The sequence below is a fragment of the Hymenobacter sp. HSC-4F20 genome, from assembly GCF_019599275.1.
Lineage (GTDB): Bacteria > Bacteroidota > Bacteroidia > Cytophagales > Hymenobacteraceae > Hymenobacter.
Window position 1 is genome coordinate 407,624 of the sequence record NZ_JAHZTD010000004.1, and the last position, 19,716, is coordinate 427,339.

The 19,716-nt window shown below is 58.0% G+C and carries 16 protein-coding genes; 8 read left to right on the top strand and 8 right to left on the bottom strand.

Features of this window, described 5'->3' with window-relative positions; all coding sequences use genetic code 11:
- The first annotated feature begins 120 nt into the window (after nt 1–120).
- Both K3G63_RS20455 and K3G63_RS20460 read left to right on the top strand, forming a co-directional pair.
- On the top strand, nt 121–1,728 hold the full coding sequence (locus tag K3G63_RS20455; protein WP_220615989.1) for an Rne/Rng family ribonuclease: 1,608 nt from the start codon (nt 121–123) through the stop codon (nt 1,726–1,728).
- Nucleotides 1,729–1,956: 228 nt separating this feature from the next.
- Nucleotides 1,957–4,278, top strand: coding sequence for an ATP-binding protein (locus K3G63_RS20460; protein WP_220615990.1), 2,322 nt, complete (start codon nt 1,957–1,959; stop codon nt 4,276–4,278).
- A gap of 73 nt (nt 4,279–4,351) precedes the next feature.
- On the opposite strand, the gene K3G63_RS20465 is transcribed toward K3G63_RS20460, so the two are convergent.
- Nucleotides 4,352–5,032: a porin family protein gene (locus tag K3G63_RS20465; protein ID WP_220615991.1), complete on the bottom strand. Its 681-nt coding sequence runs from the start codon at nt 5,030–5,032 to the stop codon at nt 4,352–4,354.
- 109 nt (nt 5,033–5,141) lie between these two features.
- Here K3G63_RS20465 and K3G63_RS20470 point away from each other — a divergent pair, with 109 nt between their 5' ends.
- The gene (locus K3G63_RS20470; protein WP_259404595.1) at nt 5,142–6,152 is read left to right on the top strand and encodes a gliding motility lipoprotein GldB; all 1,011 of its coding nucleotides are present in this window, start codon (nt 5,142–5,144) and stop codon (nt 6,150–6,152) included.
- Between the two features lie 2 nt (nt 6,153–6,154).
- Nucleotides 6,155–7,393: a glycosyltransferase family 4 protein gene (locus tag K3G63_RS20475; protein WP_220615992.1), complete on the top strand. Its 1,239-nt coding sequence runs from the start codon at nt 6,155–6,157 to the stop codon at nt 7,391–7,393.
- 23 nt (nt 7,394–7,416) lie between these two features.
- On the opposite strand, the gene nth is transcribed toward K3G63_RS20475, so the two are convergent.
- The 5 genes from nth to K3G63_RS20500 form a co-directional block, all read right to left on the bottom strand.
- Nucleotides 7,417–8,136, bottom strand: coding sequence for an endonuclease III (nth, locus tag K3G63_RS20480; protein ID WP_220615993.1), 720 nt, complete (start codon nt 8,134–8,136; stop codon nt 7,417–7,419).
- 107 nt (nt 8,137–8,243) lie between these two features.
- Entirely contained in the window at nt 8,244–8,474 is a 231-nt protein-coding gene (locus K3G63_RS20485) for a hypothetical protein (RefSeq protein WP_220615994.1), read from the bottom strand.
- Nucleotides 8,413–9,048: an RNA polymerase sigma factor gene (locus K3G63_RS20490; protein ID WP_220615995.1), complete on the bottom strand. Its 636-nt coding sequence runs from the start codon at nt 9,046–9,048 to the stop codon at nt 8,413–8,415. The genes K3G63_RS20485 and K3G63_RS20490 overlap by 62 nt, the downstream gene beginning before the upstream one ends.
- Before the next feature lie 321 nt (nt 9,049–9,369).
- Entirely contained in the window at nt 9,370–9,951 is a 582-nt protein-coding gene (locus K3G63_RS20495; protein ID WP_220615996.1) for a DUF6799 domain-containing protein, read from the bottom strand.
- Nucleotides 9,952–10,034: 83 nt separating this feature from the next.
- Complete coding sequence (locus K3G63_RS20500) at nt 10,035–10,460, bottom strand: hypothetical protein (protein ID WP_220615997.1); 426 nt, start codon at nt 10,458–10,460, stop codon at nt 10,035–10,037.
- A 246-nt stretch (nt 10,461–10,706) separates the two neighbouring features.
- Here K3G63_RS20500 and K3G63_RS20505 point away from each other — a divergent pair, with 246 nt between their 5' ends.
- The gene (locus K3G63_RS20505) at nt 10,707–12,008 is read left to right on the top strand and encodes an MFS transporter (RefSeq protein ID WP_220615998.1); all 1,302 of its coding nucleotides are present in this window, start codon (nt 10,707–10,709) and stop codon (nt 12,006–12,008) included.
- A 74-nt stretch (nt 12,009–12,082) separates the two neighbouring features.
- Here K3G63_RS20505 and K3G63_RS20510 read toward each other — a convergent pair whose 3' ends face one another.
- The gene (locus tag K3G63_RS20510; protein WP_220615999.1) at nt 12,083–12,832 is read right to left on the bottom strand and encodes a copper resistance protein NlpE; all 750 of its coding nucleotides are present in this window, start codon (nt 12,830–12,832) and stop codon (nt 12,083–12,085) included.
- Nucleotides 12,833–13,111: 279 nt separating this feature from the next.
- Nucleotides 13,112–14,599: a S9 family peptidase gene (locus tag K3G63_RS20515; RefSeq protein ID WP_220616000.1), complete on the bottom strand. Its 1,488-nt coding sequence runs from the start codon at nt 14,597–14,599 to the stop codon at nt 13,112–13,114.
- Nucleotides 14,600–14,941: 342 nt separating this feature from the next.
- Between K3G63_RS20515 and K3G63_RS20520 the strand changes: the two genes are divergently transcribed.
- From K3G63_RS20520 to K3G63_RS20530, 3 genes are all read left to right on the top strand, one after another.
- Nucleotides 14,942–15,628 carry an SGNH/GDSL hydrolase family protein gene (locus tag K3G63_RS20520; RefSeq protein WP_220616001.1) on the top strand — a complete coding sequence of 229 codons (687 nt, stop codon included), beginning with the start codon at nt 14,942–14,944 and terminating at the stop codon, nt 15,626–15,628.
- A gap of 731 nt (nt 15,629–16,359) precedes the next feature.
- Nucleotides 16,360–19,194, top strand: coding sequence for an excinuclease ABC subunit UvrA (gene uvrA, locus K3G63_RS20525; protein ID WP_220616002.1), 2,835 nt, complete (start codon nt 16,360–16,362; stop codon nt 19,192–19,194).
- A gap of 68 nt (nt 19,195–19,262) precedes the next feature.
- Nucleotides 19,263–19,676 (top strand): DUF2251 domain-containing protein, encoded by a 414-nt coding sequence (locus K3G63_RS20530; protein WP_220616003.1) that lies wholly within the window; start codon nt 19,263–19,265, stop codon nt 19,674–19,676.
- The last annotated feature ends 40 nt before the right edge of the window (nt 19,677–19,716 follow it).

The following is a 19,716-nucleotide window of genomic DNA, read 5'->3' on the forward strand; positions in this document are numbered from 1 at the left end:
CCCCGTGGCTTAAAAGGGAAGCTGGTGCCTTGCGCGCTGGCTTCCCTTTACGGGTTTCGGGGGCCGGAGCTTGCCAACTGGTACACTTCGCCGGAGATTCTATTCTAACCGCTTAATCCATTGAGTAACGAATTAATCATTAATTCTACTCAGGACGGAGAACGGATTGCCCTGCTACAGGACAAGCGGCTCATCGAATATCATTTCGACCGCAACGACACCGCCTACTCAGTCGGTGACATCTTCCTGGGCACGGTCAAGAAAGTTATGCCCGGTCTGAACGCCGCGTTCATTGACATTGGGTACCAAAAAGATGCCTTTCTGCACTACGGCGACTTGGGGGAAAACTTTCCTTCCCTGGTAAAGTGGGGCAAAGGCGTCCAATCGCAGAAAATACCCGTCGGAGCCCTGAAAACTTTCCAGTTTGATGGGACGCTCGACAAAGTCGGTAAAATCGACAACACGCTCAAGAAGGGCCAGCAACTGTTGGTTCAGATTGTGAAGGAGCCAATTTCCACCAAGGGCCCGCGCCTGTCCACGGATATTTCCATGGCTGGCCGCTACCTCGTGCTGGTTCCGTTTTCGAACACCATCAGCGTATCCAAGAAGATTGTCAGCAAGACGGAGCGGGAGCGGCTCAAGCGGCTCATTGCCTCTATTAAGCCCGACAACTTTGGCGTGATTATCCGGACCGTGGCCGAAGGTCGCGAGGTGGCTGAGCTCGACAAGGATATGCAGAGCATGGTAAGCAAGTGGGAAACCCTTTTCCAGAACCTGCGCACCGGCAAGCCCAACGACAAGGTATTGGGCGAGCTGGGTCGTACTTCCTCCATGCTGCGCGACATGCTCAACGAGTCGTTCGATGCCATTACCGTGGACTCGACGCCGATGTACGAGGAAATGCGCAGCTACCTGCAGCAGATTGCGCCCGATAAGCTGGGCCTGTTGAAGCTGCACACCGGCAAAGTCAAAGTCTTCGAGCAGTACGGAATTGAAAAACAGCTGAAAACACTGTTCGGCAAAACCGTAACGGTGCCTGGTGGAGGTTACCTCGTCATTGAGCACACGGAGGCCCTGCACGTCATCGACGTGAACTCCGGCAACAAGAGCAACCAGGAAGGCGACCAGGAGGCCACGGCCCTGCACGTGAACCTCGCGGCCGCCAAAGAGGTAGCCCGCCAGCTGCGGCTGCGCGACATGGGCGGCATCATCGTCGTCGATTTCATCGATATGAAGTCGGGCGAGAGCCGGAAAAAGGTGGAAGACGCGGTGCATAGCATCATGAAGCAGGACAAGGCCCGCTACACCATCCTCCCAATAACTAAGTTTGGCCTGCTTCAGATTACCCGGCAGCGTGTGCGGCCGGCCGAAGCCATTGTCACCGGTGAGGTGTGCCCTACCTGCGGTGGCACGGGCAAGATTTCGGCTTCCATCCTCGTGACGGACGAAATTGACAACAGCATTGACGACCTGCTGGTAGCTCAAAACCAGTCGGGCATTACGCTTTACGTACACCCCTTCCTGCATGCCTACTATACCAAAGGGTTAGTAAGCCGGCAGATGAAGTGGTACCTGAAGTATTACAAGTGGGTGAAGGTGATGAAGGACACTAGTCTGGGCCTCACCGAGTACCGCATCGAGGACGAGAACGGCGAGGAAATCGAGCTGCACTCGGCCGCTGCGGCCATGAGCCGGTTGCAGGACCGGGAAGTGGAAATAACGGATTAACGACGGATTTTTTCTGCGAGAAAACTCCTCCTGATAGAAGGAAAGCCCGGGCTGCCAGCGGTAGGCCGGGCTTTTTTGCGTCTGTACTGCCGGGGTAGTAGCGGGGGTAGCTCTGCAGTTCGCTTGCTTGAAGTGCTTTTTTACCGGCTGAAAGCAGCTGTTCGCCCAGAGTTTGGAACCGTTGGGCGAGGTTGCTAGTACCTTCGGTAACGCTCTACTTCCCTCACTATGCACGCTCCCTCACCTGTTCCCACAGATTTACCCGGTACTCTGGAAGAAGCCCAGCACCGCATTCAGGAGCTGGAAGCTGCTTTGCGAGGGGCACATGCCCGCGCCGAGCAGTTGGTAAGTCATTTGCAGGAAGGCATTCTGTTAACTAACGAGGCGGGCAACATTGCCATTATCAATGAGCGGTTTTGTGAGCTTTGGGACATAGAGGAAACGGCTGATTACTGGCTGGGCCGACCGTGGCAGGACCTGGCCAAGGTGCTCGCGCCTCTGACTATCGACTCGGTACACTTCGAGCGGAGTGTGTACAGCAAGCGCGAGTCGGGGCAGCCGGTCTTTAATGACCCGGTAGAATTGGTTGACGGGCGGATGCTGGAGCGGGATTTTGTGCCTATTCCAGTAGCTGGAACCTCCGCGACCAACGTGCTGATCCGGCTGCGCGACGTGACGGAATATCACCGCGCCACGGAGCAGCTACGAGCTGTGGCCAGCATTCCGGGCCAGAACCCGAACCCCATTTTTCGACTGGATGCAACCGGGCAGTTGCTCTACACCAACTCCGCCGCCAATGCTTTATTCCACTCCCTGGACGAGGCAGATCAGAACCGCTTACTGACCAAGGCCCAGCGGCTGGCCGCCACAGCACTGGCCCACAGCCAACCCTGGCAGGTAGATGTGCCCATAGGAGAGGGGTTTTACGCGACGTTTGTAGCTCCGTTTCCGGAGGAAGGCTACGCAAACCTCTACCTGGTTAACATCACGAAGCGCATTCTGGTGGAGCAGGAACTGAACCGGGCCAAGGAAGAGGCCGAAGCGGCCGTGCGTGCCCGGGAGAACTTCCTGGCCAACATGAGCCACGAAATCCGCACGCCCATGAACGGGGTGCTGGGCATGGCCGGTCAGTTGGCCAAAACCCGTCTGGATGCCCGGCAGCAAGAATTCGTTCGTATCATCCGCAATTCCGGGCAGCACCTGCTCAGCATCATCAATGATGTGCTGGACATGGCCAAGATAACCTCGGGCAAGCTGGAATTTGAGCAAACGGCTTTCAACTTGTGCGATTCGCTGTCGGGGGCTCTGCAGCCGCTGGTGCTGCAAGCCGTAGAGAAGGGCCTCACTGTGTCGGCTACCCCTTTGCGCGACTCCTGCCCCCTGCCCTGGGTGACGGGCGACCAGTACCGCATCAACCAGGTGATGATTAACCTGGTGGCTAATGCCGTAAAGTTTACGGAGCCCGGCGGGCATATTACCATTATTGGCCGTCAGCTGGATTCCTCTGACCAAACGCTCACGGCAGAATTTGTCGTTTCCGATACGGGTATTGGAATTCCTCCCGAGCAGCAGGAACGCATCTTTGAGGACTTCACCCAGGCCTACGCCGACACCACGCGGCGCTTCGGCGGTACCGGGCTAGGGTTAAGCATTTCCCGGGCCATTGTGGAAGAACTGGGTGGTACCTTGACGCTGGAGAGTGAGGTAGGCAAAGGCAGTACCTTTCGGTTCGTGCTTACCCTGCCCCGTACCCTCGCTGTAGCGGCCGAAACCAGCGTCTCCTCCTTCGATACAGGGGTGCTGCGCGGCCGTAGCGTACTGCTGGTGGAAGACAACGAAATTAACCGCGACGTGGCCCGCATGCTGTTGGAAGAATGGGGCGTGCAGGTTGATGAGGCAGAAAACGGGCAAATCGGGTTGGAAATGCTGCAGCACCGGCTCTACGACGCCGTGCTGATGGATATTCAGATGCCCGGCATGAGCGGGCTGGAGGCTACCGCTATTATCCGGCAGCTACCCGACCCGGCCCGCGCCGGTGTGCCCATCCTGGCCCTGACGGCCAACGCATTTCGGGCCGATAATGCCCGCTACCTCGCCGCCGGGATGAATGCCTGCCTGACTAAGCCTTTCGAGGAGGAGGAATTGTACCACCACCTGCAAGTGTTGCTGCAGCCAAGTGGGCCGGCAGAGCCCCTGGCCAGTTATGATCTGACCAAGCTGCGGAGCCTGGCCCACGGCCGTCCTGCCTTCATCACCAAAATTGTTACCTCATTTCTAACGCACATGCCCGCCAGTGTTGCCCAGCTCGAGGCGGCCGCCGGCGCGGACGACTGGGCGCAGGTAGCCACCCTGGCCCACCACATCAAGCCGAGCGTTGAGTCCCTGGGCATCCGGGAAATAGGGCCTTTAGTGCAGCAGCTGGAGCAGCCTCTGCCTACTCAGGCGGTAGAAACCGCCGCCAGGCAGCGGGCCGTGGCGCAACTTGTTGCTCAGCTCCGGCGGGCGTTGGCCGAGTTACCCCGGGAGGTATCCCCGGGCCCGGTCGCATAATTGCCGCTTCGCCCTAATGCGAGAAAACACTGCGGCCCGTCACTATTAGATAGCTGACGGGCCGCAGTGTTTCTTAGAACTTAATGCCCAGGTCCAGGGCGAACTCACTGTTCTTAAGCTCTATATCCGTGAAGCCGCGTTCCTTGTCAAAGTACCGGTCGATGTTGAACAGGCCGCGGTGGTAGCTCACGCCGGCTATCATCTTCGTGCTTTGGCCCAGTTGGTATTCTACCCCCGCCCCGGCGCGTAAGGCCGCATCCGGAATAATAACGTGCTTGGAGCCTTTGGTTTCCTGGCCGGTAGCGGGGTCGAGGTAGCGCTTGTCGCCGTTGATGCGCCCGGCAATGGCCGCGTTGAGCGAGCCACCCAGCTGGAAATATACCTTCGTGTCGGTGGCCACATCGTTGGTGAACAGCTTCACCGTTACGGGCACCTGCAGGTACTGCAGGCTAATTTTCTGCTCAATGCGCTGCTGCTGACCCGTGGTGGTGGTTTCTAGGTAGCTGATTTTACCGCCCTTGCCTGTCAGTTCCAGGCCCGTGCCGAAGGCATAGTTCTCCCCGAAGAAATAGTCGACGATCAGGCCGCCGCCAATGCTGGCCTTGGCCGATTCGTTCACGAAGCTGTAGGCTGAGGGCGAGTCGACGCGCAGGTTGGTTACGGAAGGGGAAACTTTCAGGCCGATTTCAACCTGAGCAGAGGCCGCGCCAATGGTGGCACCACTGATCAACAGGGCAAGCAGAGCTTTTTTCATGGCAATTGCGGAATTACAAGTAGAGGAAACACGAAGCCGCGGCGGTAGGCCGTTTCGTTTTGGCTAATTTCGCCTTAAAGATAGAAGCGTGATGCATATTCCTGCCCGTATGCGGGCTCTGCTGGCAGCCGTACTGGCTACCGGCCTGGGCCTGGCCGCCTGTAGTAGCGGTCAAGAAACCTGTGAGTTGAGCCCTGAGGTAGCCAAGGTGGCGGCACCAGTGAAGCTGGAGCGACTGGAAAAATCCTTTTTCCAGATTAAAAGCCCTGCTGAGGCAGAGCGGTTTCTGCAAGAGCATAAGCTCTTCGCGCGGCAATTTTTGCAGAGTCGCCAGTATCCGGCCGGGGTGCTGGGCGCTACCCTTACGCGCCTGGCCACCAACTCGGGCCTGCAGAAGCTGGGCGCGCAAGCCGACACCACCTTCCGCACAGAGCAGCTCCGGCCACAGTTGCAGCTGCTGTTCCAGCACATTCGTTACTACTTCCCCGATTTCCGGGTGCCGCCAGTTAACACCTTCGTGAGCGGGCTCAGCCAGGATTTGTTTGTCAACGACAGCCTGCTGGTTATCAGCACCGATTTTTTTGTGGGCCCGAAAGCAGCCTACCTGCCCAACGTACCCGGGTACATTCAGCGGCGCTACACTAAGGAACACGTGCTGCCAGGCGTGGCCCTGGCCATCAGTAGCAAGTACAACCAGAAGCAGCTTACTAACCAAACCATGCTGGGCGAGATGGTGCAGTTCGGCAAGGCACTCTATTTTGCTGAGAAGGTACTGCCCTGCACCCCGGACTCCTTGCTGATGGGCTATACCAGCCAGGAAATGGCTGGCGTCAGCTTCAATGAAGGCAAAATATGGGCTCACTTCATCGATAAAAACCTGCTCTACAATACGGCGCCTTTTACTATCCAGAAGTATATCGGGGAGCGGCCCAACATCCCGGAAATTGATAAAACCTGCCCCGGCAGGGTAGGAGCCTGGGTAGGGTGGCAGATTGTGCGCAAGTACATGGCCGACCACCCCAACGTAACGCTCAAGCAGCTCATGGCCGAAAAGAACGCCCAGCGTATTCTCAACGAGTCGCGCTACCGGCCCAAGCAGAACCGGGGCCGCCTCAGCTAGCCATGCACATTGCCGTCTTCAGCCAGTACCACAGTAACCCCGACTGCCCCGCCACTAGTCGGCACTACTCGCTGCTGGCGCAGATGGCCCGCCAGCACCGTATTACGCTCATCACCACCCGCACCTGGGAGCGGCAGCGCCTGACCCGGGCTTTTCCGTGGCTGCCCGAGGGAGTGGAAATGCGTGCGGCCGCCGTGCCGTATGAAAACAAAATGGGGGTAGCGCGCCGGGTGCTCGCCTTCGGCCAGTACGCGGCCTACGCCCTGCGCGAAGGACTGCGCATTGAGAAGCCCGACGTTATCTGGGGTATCAGCACCCCGCTCACGGCGGCCTGGGCGGCGGCCCAGGTGGCCCGGTTGCGCCGGGTGCCGTGGGTGTTTGAGGTGCAGGACCTGTGGCCGGCTTTTCCTATTGCTATGGGAGCGGTGCCCAGCCCAATAGCGCAACGTCAGCTGTACGCTCTGGAGCAGAACCTGTACCAGTCGGCGCGGGCCATCATGACTTTGTCGCCCGACATGACTGGCTATGTGCGAGAAATTGGCCGGCGGGCAAAGCCCCCAGGTGCTTTCGGCCCTGAGAAAGTGCACACCGTGCTCAACGGCACCGACCTGGAGCTGGCCGCGGCGGCAACTGACGAGGCCGTGGCCAACCTACGACGGCAGCAAAACCTGGAGGGGCGGCGCGTAATTCTGTACGCTGGCACCTTTGGCCGCGCCAATGATATTCCTACCCTTATAACCGCGGCTGAGCAGTTGGCCGTGCAGTGTCCGGAGGCAGTGTGGCTGTTTATGGGCCATGGCTACGACGAGCCGCTCTTGCGGGCTGCCGCGGACCGTTGCTCGGCCATTCGGCTAGTGCCCCCGCAGCCACGCCATGCTGTGTTTATATGGTTTAAGCTGGCCGATATATCCGTGGTTTCCTTTCTGGGCCTACCCGTTCTGGATACCAACTCCCCCGCCAAGTTCTACGACAGCTTGGCGGTTGGTACGCCGGTCATTGTCACTAATCAGGGCTGGACGAAAGCCTTGGTTGAGCAGCGCGGCTGCGGCTGGTTTACGCCGGCCGGGGATGCCATAAAGCTAGCCGATTGCTTAACGGGGTTGTTTCAGCACCCAACGCTTCTGCGCGCCGCCGGACAAGCAGGTCAGCAGGTAGCACAGGAAAAGTTCGACCGGCAGCACATTGGTATGGTGATAGAACGCATACTAGAAACCGCTAAGCTCCAGAGCAGCGGGCTTTAGAACCTCCTAATACTACTTATGTACTAAGTTGTGCCCAGATCTGTCGGTTTTCCACTTGTCCCGCGTTTTACAGCCTTTTTATCAACGGGTGCAGTTTGCTTGGCGACGACTTCAGCGTAGTACTTGCACCAACCCTTTAGAGGACAAATAGCACACTTTGGCTGGCGGGCTACGCAGATATAGCGCCCGTGCAGAATCAGCCAGTGGTGAGCCTTGGGTACTAATTCCTGCGGTATATAGCGCACCAGCTCTTTCTCAACGGCTAGGGGAGTGGTAGCCGTGCGCGAAACCAGTCCCAGCCGATGGGAAACGCGAAACACGTGCGTATCTACGGCCATGGCAGGCTGGTTGTAAATTACTGATACTACTACGTTGGCCGTTTTGCGTCCTACGCCGGGCAAGCGTTGCAATTCCTCAATGGTGCTGGGTACTTCGCCGCCGAAATCCTGGACTAGCAAGCGACCCAGCCCAGCGAGGTGCTTGGCTTTGTTGTTGGGGTAGGAAACACTTCGGATAAACGGGAATATCTCCTCGGCAGAGGCTGCTGCCAGGTGCTCCGGGGTTGGGAACTGCTCGAGCAGTGCCGGCATAATCTGGTTGACGCGCTTGTCGGTGCACTGCGCACTGAGTACTACAGCCACGATCAGCTCGTAGGGATTAGAGTACACCAGCTCCGTTTTAGGCTCGGGAAAGTTGGTGGTGAAGTAGTCAAGGAAGTGGCGGAACCGCTCGGGCTTACGCATACGGCAGAAGTGAAGTACCCTGCAAAGTACAGGCAAAAAAAGTCCTTGCGGGTGGAAGCTGTACGGCTCCTACCCGCAAGGACTACACTGTTCCCCTAAGAAATTGCTTACCCGGCCTTAAGAAAAGTGCGCGAGTACTGCAGAATAGCGTCGGTAGTGCGCTGGCTGGGTGAGCGACGCACGCCGTTGAGGGCGCGCTGGGCCAGCAGCAAATCGGCGCAGGTAGCGGCCAGATCGGCGTCGTGCGCCAGGGCCTGTTCTACCTCTTGGTGTTCCTTAGCCGGCAATTCGTTGTACACGTACCGGAGCAGCTTCTCGTGGGTAAAGGTTTTGATCATAGAAAACGGGTTGCGCGGCCATTTTTTTCCGCAGGTTAATCAGCGCGTAGCGCATCCGCCCCAGCGCCGTATTAATGCTGACCCCCGTCGCGTCGGCAATTTCCTGAAAGCTCATGTCGCCGTAGTGGCGCATAACCAGGACTTCTTTCTGCGCCGCGGGCAGCTCCTGAATCAGTTCCCGAAGCCGCGCGTGGGTTTCCTCCCGGGTAAGCGCAGCCTCGGCTCCTTCTTCTGCCAACGACAACGAGTTAAATGCATGACTTGTTGTGTCAAGATTCAATAAAGGACTGCGTTTTTCCCGCCGGAAGCAGTCAATAGCCAAATTATGCGCAATTCGGCAAATCCAGGACGAGAACTTACCTTCTTCATTATAGCGCCCACCCTTCATGGTATGGATGGCCTTAATAAAAGTATCCTGAAGCAGATCTTCGGCCACGTCTTCGTCGCGCACAATCAGCAGGATAGTGGTAAAGACGCGGGCTTTGTGCCGCTCAAGCAACTGAGCGAAGGCCTCTTCCTGGCCGGCAATGTAAAGTGCGATGAGAGCGGAATCGCTCGGCTGCATGGTTTCCATAAAGACTACGAGAGTTAGGGGACGTAGAGCTTTAGGCCATAGAGTGCAGTTGCCGGTGAGAAGAGGAGAAGTGAAGGGAGAATGAAGGACCCGATGAAATCAAATGTAGAGAACCCTTTGCCCAAACACAATGGCTGACCCTCGCAAGGGCCAAAATTTTTTTCTGCTATATCTGAAACTAAAATATAAAGTATTTATAATACTTCATTCGCTAGTGTGGCCTGGCGCTTAAGCTATTGAGCATAAAGCAAAACCGGAGTCCTCTTAAGTTAAGAAGAACTCCGGTTTAGTTTACAAAACCTTAACAGCAAAAATAGTGCGCTACGGCCGAAGCTGTTGGCTTAGCTCTTGAATGCGCTGTTCGGTATTGCCAGTTTCGGTAGCGCCGGCGGCGGCGCTGGCAGCTCGCTCGGCCAGCAGATTGGTAAGCTGGCGGAGCTGGGTCAGGCGTTGCGAGGTACGTTGCAACTCCGCCGCAAGAGCCGTAAGATTAGCCGATGCCGGAATTGCTACTACCGTTGGCTTCGAGCCGGTTGTCACCTCATCGTGGCGCTCGATGGCTTGCGCGCTCATCATATCGTCGCGGTAGATAACCACGTCGCCTTGCATGTTCACGGCCCGGCCTTCCGGCAGTTGGCGACGGCTACCGTTCTTCCCGGTCAGCGTGCCGGTGGGGGTGAGGGTAGCCCCGTTGCTAAAGCGCATGGAAGTAGTAAGGGGCGTTGCGCGACCGGCTTGTAGCCGGTAAACTGTGCCGTTGCGCCGAAAAGCGCCGTCTTTGAGCGGGGAGGGCGTAGTTGCGGCTGAAGCCTTAGGGGTGGTCTGCGCCAGTATCGGCGCCTGGACTGCGCCGAGCAGCCCGGCCAGGGCGAACAAGCGAATAACAAAAACAGGAGAAGCCATACAGTAGGAGTGTAACATCTGGGGTGGGGAGGTAGGCTGCATACGGGCGAAAGCCCCGCTACGGTTATGGCGGGCGCTGGTGGTTACGTGCTGTCGTGGTGCTGGCGGCGGCTAAGCCAGTACAGGGCGCTGGCTTCCGTAGCGAAAAGCCGCACGTGCGCCGTATCGGTCAGTACCATGGGCGCGCCGGCTTCCTGCTCCTCGGGGGTAAGCTGGCCGGCCGGCACCAGAAAAGCCAGGTACACGGGGCCCCGGAGGCGGGTGGCAAGCGTGGGCACGAACTGCGTAAGCACCCAGTGGGTATCGTCTTCGCTGGCGGGGCCGCGGCTACGAAGGTCAACCAGCCAGTATCGGGTGCGGGTAGGCCGCGCGGCAGCAAGCGCCGCCGCATAGCTTTGCTGTAGCTCAGCTGCCGAAACGGGGCGCTGCCACCGTATAACCAAAATGCCTAACTCGTCGCGGTGCTGCAAGGAAACAAAGTCGGGCGCAGAAGCGGAGGTTGGAGGCATGGGACAGAACAAACAGGTGAAACAAACAACAGGGGCGTAGGTGCAGGTTGGCGTTGCTGCCTACCCGGGAGCTTTCGGCAGAAAGTGCCGTTGCTTTGCTTGAAGCATACGGTAACGCGGGTAAAAGCAGCCTATACCGGAGAAGCTCCGCTGCGGCCAACGGCAAAAGTAAGGAGATTCGTCCGCCAGGGTCCCGGGCAGGGGGCTACCTTTGCGCCACCGGGCACTTTCCGGTATACCCGTCTTATGTCTGCTCCTGCTGCCACTCCCGCGCACGACCCCTATGCGGCCCTGCGTATCCCTGATTTTCGTCGACTAGTATCTGCCCGCGTGTGCCTTACGGTTGCCACCCGTGTTCAGGGGCTGGTGGTGGGCTGGCAGATTTTCCGGCTCACCAACGACCCGCTAGCCCTCGGCCTCATTGGCTTGGCCGAGGCTATTCCCAGCATTGGCGTATCGCTCTACGCCGGGCACGTGGCCGACTCAGTGCGCCGCAAGAACATCATTGTGGCCACGGTAGCAATGCAGGTGCTGTGTGCCGTGGCGCTAGCTTTTTTTGCATCACCAGCGGGGTTGGAGCAGCTTAAGCACTACACGCTTCATATAAAGGGCTACACCATTCCACTGCCGCTCTACAGCATAATATTCGTGAGCGGCATTGCGCGCGGCTTCCTGGGGCCGGCCTTATTTTCCTTTATGCCCCAACTGCTGCCCGACCGGGAACGGCTGGCCAACGCCGTTACCTGGAACAGTACTACCTATCAGGGGGCGGCGGTACTGGGGCCGGCTATTGGGGGGTATCTGGTGGCGCATCTGGAGGTGGCCAACTCCTACGTGGTAGCTACTGTGCTGCTAGTAGTGGCGCTGGTGCAGTTTAGCGCCATTGCCTCGCGGCCCCTGCCTCCTACCGAGGGGGAAAAGCTGGGCCTGCAGGATAGTATTCTCAGCGGCTTGCGCTTTATCTGGGGCAATCAGCTGGTACTAGCAGCCCTCTCGCTGGATTTGTTTGCGGTTCTGTTTGGCGGCGCAGTGGCTCTATTGCCCGTGTATGCGGTAGATATTCTGAAGGTAGGCGCCCCCGGACTGGGGCACCTGGAATCGGCGCCGGCCATTGGCTCGGTGCTCATGGCTGCCTTGCTAACGTACTTTCCCCTGCGCCGGCACGCGGGCCGCAAGCTGCTGTGGGCCGTAGCCGGGTTCGGTTTGGTGACCATCCTGTTCGGTATTTCTACCAACTACCACCTCTCCCTATTCCTCTTGTTCCTAACCGGAGTATTCGACTCTGTATCGGTGATTGTGCGCTCCACGCTGCTGCACACTTTCACGCCCGAGCATATGAAAGGCCGCGTTTCTGCCGTGAACAACATCTTTATCGGCTCATCCAACGAAATCGGTTCCTTTGAGTCGGGGGTAGCAGCGCGGGTGCTCGGGGTAGTTAACGCCGTAGTATTCGGCGGGTGTATGACCTTAGGCGTGGTGGGGCTTACAGCTGTGCTGGCCGACAAGCTACGCCAACTGGACATGACGCCGGAAAAGCAAAAGGCCTAACCTGTGCTCAAACGCCAAGAGCCCACCAGACGACAGTGTCAGTGGGCTCTTGGCGTTCAGAAGAAGCAATTGGGTTACTGTTGAAAGGCCTGCTTCTGGGCCTGCGGGCAAATTGGGTCGGGCTTCATTTCCAGAATTTTTTCAACGGCTAATGCCTCCCCACTGCTGCCCGGTTGCACCGTAGCCTGCACGCGCACGAATACGGGTTGGCCGGCCTGCTTGCGGGTAGTGCCGTAGCGTTGCTGTAATTCCGCACCCGGGCCGGCGTCTGCCAGCGTATAGCGCTTATCGGTGCCGCACTCAACGAAGGTAGCGCCGGAGGTCTGGTAAGTATACTTACCCGTAAATTCGCGGCGGGTGCCCGTTTCACTTAAGTTGGCAGCGGAAAGCCGGTCAAGCGTGTAGTCCTGCCCAGCGTCCTGCATGGGTTTACCCGTAGCATCCAACAGCCGTAGTGCCTGGTCGGTGGCCTCCACTTTGTAGCGCCGCACAGGGTCGTTGCCGCTGGGCTCCAGCGTAACCACCTGCCCGCGCACGCGCCAGGGCCCCCGGCGGTAGTTAACCGGCGAGGTGCGGCCCAGGTAAGTTTCCTGCAACTCATAGAGGCTATCAGGCTTCAGCGTCAGGCGGGTGGCAATGCCCTGGCAGTCGTTGCACGGCATCGTGTCGGCGTAGATGCCCGCCAGTGGCCGGGCAGCCGCCCCGGCATCTTTGTCGGCGGCCGGGTTTTCCGGACCAGTGCCAAACCCCTGCTCACGGCCCTGGCAGGCCGCCAGTAAGCCCAGGCTCAGGAGGGCGGGTAAAAGGGAGCGGGAAGTAGTCATAAGCGCAGTGATAGGAAGTCAAATTCCTACGTAGCTCCTGACTAATGGATGCAGAAAGCCTGACGAGACCTGGATAATTCTGAAAATGTGGATAAGTATGTGGATAACCTGGGGTTTATGCACATATTCCAGCGTACCCAGATGCTGATTTTAGGCTGCTGCCAGTAGGTACTGTTCCAGGGTGGTTCGTTTCACCCCTGCCCTTTCCTACCTTATAGAAAGCAAAAGCACCGAAGTAGAACTCCGGTGCTTTATACCATAAGGACCATAGATAAAACCTTATCGGCTAGCCTGAGCTGACTTCGCCGCTTTTCCGGCTGGTTTCGGCGTGGTAGATGCTGGTTTGGTTTCGGAGGTAGGCAGGGGCTTCGGCTGCTCCGTGTGCTCGAATATCCACTCCCGAACCACAGTCAGGGCTTTGGGTGAAAAGGCTGGCTGCTGCTCCCCGTTTACCAGGGGCCAATCCTTCATTTCGGGCTGGTACCAGTGGTTTACGCCCGCCAGCTTCTGGGAAGTGACATCGGCATTTTTCAAGCCCTTTTTCAGGGGAGGAATATTCTGCGCCGGGTCTACCTGTAAGTCGTTGGAGCCACCCAGCAGCAGCACAGGGCACTTCACGGCGGGCAGGCTGCGGGTAGGATCGAAGTCGAGGAAGTAGCGGGACCAGGGTGAGGTCAGCTGCACGGCCCGGGCCCGGGCCATGTGGGGGTCCAAATCGGTGTTGTTGAAGCGCAGGGTAGCGGCTACTTTGCCGCGGGCCTGGTTGTCGTTGGGCGTTTGCCGGATGATTTCCACCATTTCCTTATGCAACTCCAGGGCGGCTTTTACCTGGGCGGGGTTGGAGCCAATCAGGCGCATAATCTCCATTTGCTGGTGCATGATAACGTCGCGCCCCGGCACGCCGTAGCCCGAGAGCGACACTACGAAAGCCGGCGTGGCAGGCTGCTGCTCCGCGGCGGCCAGCAAGGCCACATTGCCCCCCTCTCCGTGGCCAACCAGCCCAATGTAGCGCTGATCGATGAGGGGCTTGGCCCGCAGATACACCATGGCGGCCTGCGCGTCGCTTACCAAATCGGCGGTAGTGGCCGTAAAGTGGTTGCCCTGCGACTTGCCCACCCCTCGGTCATCAAAGCGCAGCACGGCAATTCCCCGGCGAGTCAGATGGTCGGCCAGCGCCCCGAACATGCGGTAATCCTGCTGCTCTACGTCGCGGTTCTGGGGCCCATTGTCCGACAGCAGTACTACTGCCGGAAAAGGCCCGGGCCCGGCCGGAATCGTAAGCGTACCGGCCAGCGCCAGGTCCGCTTTGGTGTTAACAAACTTCACTTCTTCCTCGCGGTAGGGAGGCGTCAGGCGGGGCTTGCCGGCAGCCACTGGCGCCTGCGTAGGCTTCATACGCGTTAGGGTAAGGGGAGCCGTCAGGCCGGGCTGCGACCAAGTGCCCTGAAAGGTGGATCCTCCGTCCTTCACCTTGCCAACAAACTTGCTGCCCGCCTGCTCAATACTGATGGTAATATCAGTGCCCTTTAGCGTTACTTCGGCAGGCATACGGCTGATGCGCTGCTGTGGCGCATCGAGGGCAGCATAGTACGTGCCATTGGAAAGGGGAACCACCGTGATAATCAACGTTAGCTGACCACCGGGCACCTTGAGCGGACCCTTCCACTGCCCATTGAGGCCAGGCGTCTGAGCGCTACTAGCCGAAGCCAGTAGTGGTAAGCAGTATAGCAGCCACAAAAGGAGGAGCGCGGGTAAAGTTTTCTTCATAAAATGAAAGTCAACAATGGTATTCTACCGCTTTGCGAAAGGGTTGAGGATGAAAATATTAAACTTGGGGTAGAGTTGCCAGTTAAATGATTTATCTAACCGCGGAAGGTGGGGATAGGATACGAGAAAGCCGAAAAAAATATCAATGGTATCTGCTACTGATCAGCTTGTAAGCATTATACATGATATATATAATAAAAAGCTAATGCCGGTGTTTTATTTCTGTGGCTGCTATAGGTAGCTGATGCTCTGGTGGCAGGAGGGAGTAAGCAGGAGAATCTGAGTGGCGCTGGCATTAGCCGACGCTACCTTGTATACTGCGCCTCTGCTTCTCTCCCCAATATGCTTCCTTCTGCTTTCCGGCGGCTGCGCGTCAGCCTTATTCTGCTCCTGACGGCGGCTGGTGCGCACGCCCAGACCACGCCGCCCATCAATCCTGGTCAGTGGGCTGGGGAACTGCGCGCCTTTGCTCGGCAGGACAGCCTTACGCCCCCGCCCAAACGGCCCATCCTGTTCTACGGCAGTTCGTCTATCCGCAAGTGGGAGACTTTAACACCTGATTTTGCCGGTCGGCCGGTGCTCAACCGTGGCTTCGGCGGCTCCCGCTTCCCCGATGCCCTTTACTTCTTCGATAAACTGGTAGCAGCCTACCACCCGCGGCAGGTAGTGCTCTATGAAGGCGACAATGACATCGGATCGGGTGCTACCCCGCAGGAGGTGTTGCAGTCGTTTCTGGCCTTCGAGAAGCTGATGCAGCAGAAGCTGCCCAAGGTGCCGCTGGTCTTCCTGGCCATCAAGCCCAGCCCTTCGCGCTGGGCACTCTACCCCAAGGTGCAGGAAGCTAACCGCCTCATCCGGGAGTACATTGCCTCTCACCCCAAGCGCCTGCGCTACGTAGACACGGCTACTCCCTTGCTCGGCCCCAACGGCCGGCCCCAACCGCAGTTCTACGTCTCGGACAGCCTGCACATGACCCCGGCAGGTTACGAGGTATGGAAGGGGGTAGTGGGGAAGGCGTTGAAGCGGTAGGGGGTAAAAGGCTACTGCTGGAGTGTAGTGCTTTTCATGATCCAAGGCGTTAGCCAAGCAAGATAGCGCGCTGTAAGTAGTATAAATGTATAAGGGTCGGCTCTGGTAAGTAGGCGTGTGGCTACTTCCTTTTTGTGGCTTCTGCCAAGAAAACAAAGCTGTTTTTTGCCTGATTTATCCGCCAAGGGTAATCAGATGGTCGTGTTTTTCTGGAGGAGTAGCAGGCTTGCGAATACGGTTTGCACTTTGAATCCGAGGGCATAGCCCAGCACTTTGCTTACTTAGCCGTGCTTATCAAGGCTCGCGCCCAGACATTTAGCTTCTGCAACCACATGAGGGTTGCCTGCAGCTTGTGTAGCAAATAATCCACTCGCAAATCGCCGCCTATAGTTGTTTCTGGCTCTACCATCTGCACGTTAAAGCCCGCAGTATGGGGCCAATAAGGGCGGCGCGGGTAGCAGCTTCGTTTTTGCGTAGGAGTGGGCCATTGGTTTCCGCACTGGCGCGAACGGTTTGCAGAACAGTATAAAGAGAAGTGAGCGGACTAGAAAAAGGCATTGGAGCTAATAAAATAAGCGGCACTACAGTGTTAATGATTTGCGGACACGAGGCAGTGATTATCAACAGGGCGTTTCCTACCCCCATCCGTCTGCCGTACCTTCGCCTACCCAAACTACCCCGGCCGGAAACCACAGGAAACCAAACCCTAGCTCCGGGCTGTTTAACAACCTATGGCCGATAACTCCGCTTTGCAAGTGGCTGCTCCCGCAGCTGACCCCATTGACCAGCTCGACCCGCGCGAGTTCATTCTGATAAAAAATGCCCGGGTTCATAACCTCAAGAACCTGAGTGTAGCGCTGCCGCGCAATAAATTCATTGTGGTAACGGGCCTGTCGGGCTCGGGCAAGTCGAGTCTGGCGTTCGACACGCTCTACGCTGAGGGGCAGCGCATGTACGTGGAAAGCCTTTCCTCGTACGCCCGCCAGTTTCTGGGCCGTATGGACAAGCCCGATGTGGACTACATCCGGGGCATTTCGCCGGCTATTGCCATTGAGCAGAAGGTCAGCATCAAGAACAACCGCTCCACGGTAGGTACCAGCACCGAAATCTACGACTACCTCAAGCTGCTCTTCGCCCGGGTAGGCCGCACCTACTCGCCGGTGAGCGGGGAGCAGGTGCGCAAAGACAACGTGGCCGACGTAGTGGACTACCTCTTTCGCTTGCCCGAAGGTACCCGCGCCATGGTGCTGGCCCCGCTGCTACCCTCCGAGGACGGCCGGCCCATGAGCAAGGAGCTGGATTTGCTCTTGCAAAAAGGCTACAGCCGCGTGGTAGTAAATGGCGAAACTGCCTTCATTGAGGAGCTGATTGCCGAGGGCCAGCCCGAGGTGCAGGGCGACGTGTTTATTATGATTGACCGCGCCGTAATTCAGCCCGGCGACGAGGACCTGATGTTCCGCCTTTCCGACTCAGTGCAGACCGCTTTCTTTGAAGGCCACGGCACCTGCCTGGTGAAGCTCGATGAGGAAACCCGCACCTTCTCCGACCGGTTCGAGCTGGACGACCTAGTGTTCGAGGAGCCCAGCGTCAACTTTTTCTCTTTCAATAACCCCTACGGCGCTTGCCAGACCTGCGAAGGCTTCGGCTCGGTGCTGGGTATTGACGAGGATCTGGTAATTCCAGACAAGAGCCTGACCGTGTACGAAGGCGCTATTGCTCCCTGGCGTACTGATAAGCAAAGCGAGTGGCTGAAGCCGCTGCTCAAAAACGGTATCCGGTTCGATTTCCCCATTCACCGGCCCTACAATGAGCTGAGCGAAGCCGAGCGCCAACTGCTCTGGAAAGGCAACAAGTACTTTGAGGGCCTCGACGCTTACTTCCGCTGGGTAGCTACGCAAACGCACAAAATCCAGTACCGGGTGCTGCAAAGCCGCTACCGGGGCCGCACTACCTGCCCCGACTGCCGCGGCACCCGCCTGCGCAAAGACGCCCAGTACGTTAAAATCAGTGGCCAAAGCATTACCGACTTGGTGCTGCTACCCGTGAGCCGGGCCCTGGAGTTTTTCCAGAACCTGGATCTGCCCGAGCATGAAGCCAAAGTAGCCGAGCGCCTCGTGACGGAAGTAACCAACCGCCTGGAGTACCTAAACCGGGTAGGCTTGGGCTACCTCACCCTCAACCGCCTGAGCAGTACGCTGTCGGGCGGGGAGAGCCAGCGGATTTCGTTGGCTACCTCCCTGGGTTCGGCGCTGGTAGGCTCCATGTACATTCTGGATGAGCCCAGCATTGGCCTGCACCCCAAGGATGCCGAGCAGCTCATTGGCGTGCTGCGCTCCTTGCAGCAGCTGGGCAACACCGTGATTGTGGTAGAGCACGAGGACAAGATGATGGAGCAGGCCGACCAGATTATCGACATCGGGCCCGAAGCTGGTAGCGGTGGCGGTATCCTGCAATTCCAAGGCACCTACGCCGAGGTCCTGACCTCCGACACCTATACCGGTCAGTATCTGAGCGGCCGCATGGAGGTAGCGGTGCCCAAAACGCGGCGGCCCTGGCGCAACGCCCTGGAGCTGACCGGCGCCCGCGAAAACAACCTCAAAAACGTATCGGTGAAGTTTCCGCTGAACGTGATGACGGTGGTAACGGGCGTATCCGGCTCGGGCAAATCCACTCTGATTCGGCGGATTCTGGCCCCGGCCCTGCTCAAGCAGCTCGGCGGCGGAGCCGGCGAAGCTACCGGCAAGTTCGACCGCCTCATGGGCGTAAATGGGCAGGTGACGCATGTCGAGTTCGTGGATCAGAACCCCATCGGCAAGAGCAGCCGCTCGAACCCCGTGACCTACGTGAAAGCCTACGACGCCATCCGCAGCCTGTTTGCCGATCAGCAGCTGGCCAAAGCCCGCGGTTTCAAACCCTCGCACTTCTCCTTCAATATTGACGGCGGACGCTGCGAGGTGTGCCAGGGCGAAGGCCAGGTGAAAATCGAAATGCAGTTCATGGCCGATATCTACCTAACTTGCGAAGCCTGCGAGGGCCGCAAGTTCAAGCAGGATATTCTGGACGTGAAATACCAGGAGAAGAGCATCAACGAGGTGCTGGAAATGACCATCGAGGACAGCATCGAGTTCTTCAAGGACCAGCCCAAAATTGTGGAAAGGTTGAAGCCGCTCGACGACGTAGGGCTGGGCTACATCCGGCTGGGGCAGTCGGCCAACACGCTTTCCGGGGGCGAGGCCCAGCGCGTGAAGCTGGCCTCCTTCCTAACCAAGGGCAACACCCTGCAGAACGATAAAATCCTGTTCATCTTCGATGAGCCCAGCACCGGTCTGCACTTCCACGATATCAACAAGCTGATGACGGCCCTGAATGCGCTGGTGGAGCAAGGCAACTCCGTGCTCATCATCGAGCACAACATGGACATCATCAAGTGCGCCGACTGGGTTATTGACCTGGGCCCTGAGGGCGGTATCAATGGCGGCCACCTGCTGTTCGAAGGCACGCCCGAGGAAATGGTGAAGCTCAAGGACTCCAACCACACCGCCCGTTTCCTGGCCGAAAAGCTGTAAGCTGGCGTCCGTATTCTACCGTATAACGAAGAGCCACCCAAAGGTGGCTCTTCTTCTATAGTACTACCATGATTCTGGGGATTGAAGAAAAATTCAGGGTAGGCCAGCCCGCGCCCGGCGAGGAAAACCTCCTGATAAGCAGCACCGCGGCCAACAAGGAGTTTCAGGTGGTGTTCGAGGATGATGGTACCACTGGTTATTTCTATGCCCTGCGCGACGCGGCGGAGCTGGAAATCCTGGATGCCCTGCACATCTATAACGTAGCGGATGTGGCCGACCGGCACCTACCCGTTACGGCCCAGATTATGTGGGATGAAGCCCAAACCGCGGCCGTGTTGCTGCTGAACGGGCGGAGTCACGCCTTGTATGACTTCCAGCGACAGGCCGGATTCTGCCGAAACGCCTTCCCGCCCGCTAGAAATGGCCAGTTTGGCTCGCGGGAGCTCACCGACGAGCTGGTAGAAAAATATGTGGCTGCCTGAGCGCAGTGGGGGTAGGAAGGAAGAGTGCCCGATTTCTCGG

Excerpts from the sequence above, each read along its gene's own strand:
- K3G63_RS20505 (WP_220615998.1), top strand. The coding sequence starts at position 10,707 with ATGTCTGCTCCTGCTGCCACTCCCGCGCACGACCCCTATGCGGCCCTG.
- K3G63_RS20495 (WP_220615996.1), bottom strand. The coding sequence starts at position 9,951 with ATGGCTTCTCCTGTTTTTGTTATTCGCTTGTTCGCCCTGGCCGGGCTG.
- K3G63_RS20460 (WP_220615990.1), top strand. The coding sequence starts at position 1,957 with ATGCACGCTCCCTCACCTGTTCCCACAGATTTACCCGGTACTCTGGAA.
- K3G63_RS20470 (WP_259404595.1), top strand. The coding sequence starts at position 5,142 with ATGCGGGCTCTGCTGGCAGCCGTACTGGCTACCGGCCTGGGCCTGGCC.
- K3G63_RS20490 (WP_220615995.1), bottom strand. The coding sequence starts at position 9,048 with ATGGAAACCATGCAGCCGAGCGATTCCGCTCTCATCGCACTTTACATT.
- K3G63_RS20465 (WP_220615991.1), bottom strand. The coding sequence starts at position 5,032 with ATGAAAAAAGCTCTGCTTGCCCTGTTGATCAGTGGTGCCACCATTGGC.
- K3G63_RS20485 (WP_220615994.1), bottom strand. The coding sequence starts at position 8,474 with ATGATCAAAACCTTTACCCACGAGAAGCTGCTCCGGTACGTGTACAAC.
- K3G63_RS20520 (WP_220616001.1), top strand. The coding sequence starts at position 14,942 with ATGCTTCCTTCTGCTTTCCGGCGGCTGCGCGTCAGCCTTATTCTGCTC.
- K3G63_RS20475 (WP_220615992.1), top strand. The coding sequence starts at position 6,155 with ATGCACATTGCCGTCTTCAGCCAGTACCACAGTAACCCCGACTGCCCC.
- K3G63_RS20530 (WP_220616003.1), top strand. The coding sequence starts at position 19,263 with ATGATTCTGGGGATTGAAGAAAAATTCAGGGTAGGCCAGCCCGCGCCC.
- K3G63_RS20515 (WP_220616000.1), bottom strand. The coding sequence starts at position 14,599 with ATGAAGAAAACTTTACCCGCGCTCCTCCTTTTGTGGCTGCTATACTGC.
- K3G63_RS20510 (WP_220615999.1), bottom strand. The coding sequence starts at position 12,832 with ATGACTACTTCCCGCTCCCTTTTACCCGCCCTCCTGAGCCTGGGCTTA.
- uvrA (WP_220616002.1), top strand. The coding sequence starts at position 16,360 with ATGGCCGATAACTCCGCTTTGCAAGTGGCTGCTCCCGCAGCTGACCCC.
- nth (WP_220615993.1), bottom strand. The coding sequence starts at position 8,136 with ATGCGTAAGCCCGAGCGGTTCCGCCACTTCCTTGACTACTTCACCACC.
- K3G63_RS20500 (WP_220615997.1), bottom strand. The coding sequence starts at position 10,460 with ATGCCTCCAACCTCCGCTTCTGCGCCCGACTTTGTTTCCTTGCAGCAC.